Below are 616 nucleotides of genomic sequence, written 5' to 3' on the forward strand. Positions count from 1 at the left end.
TTCCTTATTAATGGGAAACTTTATGCTATTCCTATGGCGACCGAGGAAAGTTCTGTCATTGCAGCAGCCAGCAAGGCAGCAAAATTTTGGGGAAAGCGCGGAGGATTTAAAGCCGAGGTCCTGGGCACTCAAAAAATAGGTCAGGTGCATTTCATGTACCAGGGAGATAGATCAAAGCTTTCCGATTTCTTTCTACACGTAAAGCCAAGATTGCTGGAGGCGGTCGCTCCCCTTACCAAGAACATGGAAAAACGCGGCGGCGGAGTGATCAATCTGGAACTTCGGGATAAAACTGAATTATTGGGAGATTACTTCCAGCTGCACTGCACCTTTGAAACCAAAGATTCCATGGGCGCGAATTTTATCAATTCCTGCCTTGAACGTTTTGCTGAAACCTTTAAAGCTGAAGCCGCTACCTATGAAAATTTTTCTGCTTCGGAAAAAGATATCGAGATCGTGATGAGCATCCTGTCCAATTATGTTCCGGATTGTGTTGTGAGAGCTGAAGTTTCCTGTGATGTGGAAGAACTGGCAGATCATGAGATGAGCGGAGAGGATTTCGCGGCAAAATTCGTGAGGGCATTGAAAATTGCTGAAGCCGAACCATACCGGGCAG

At 45.9% G+C, this 616-nt stretch carries 1 pseudogene; it reads left to right on the forward strand.

From position 1 onward, the window contains the following. Positions 1–616 (forward strand): annotated as a pseudogene (locus HC175_RS16375) (hydroxymethylglutaryl-CoA reductase); the annotation flags it as partial.

The organism is Salinimicrobium oceani (assembly GCF_012037645.1).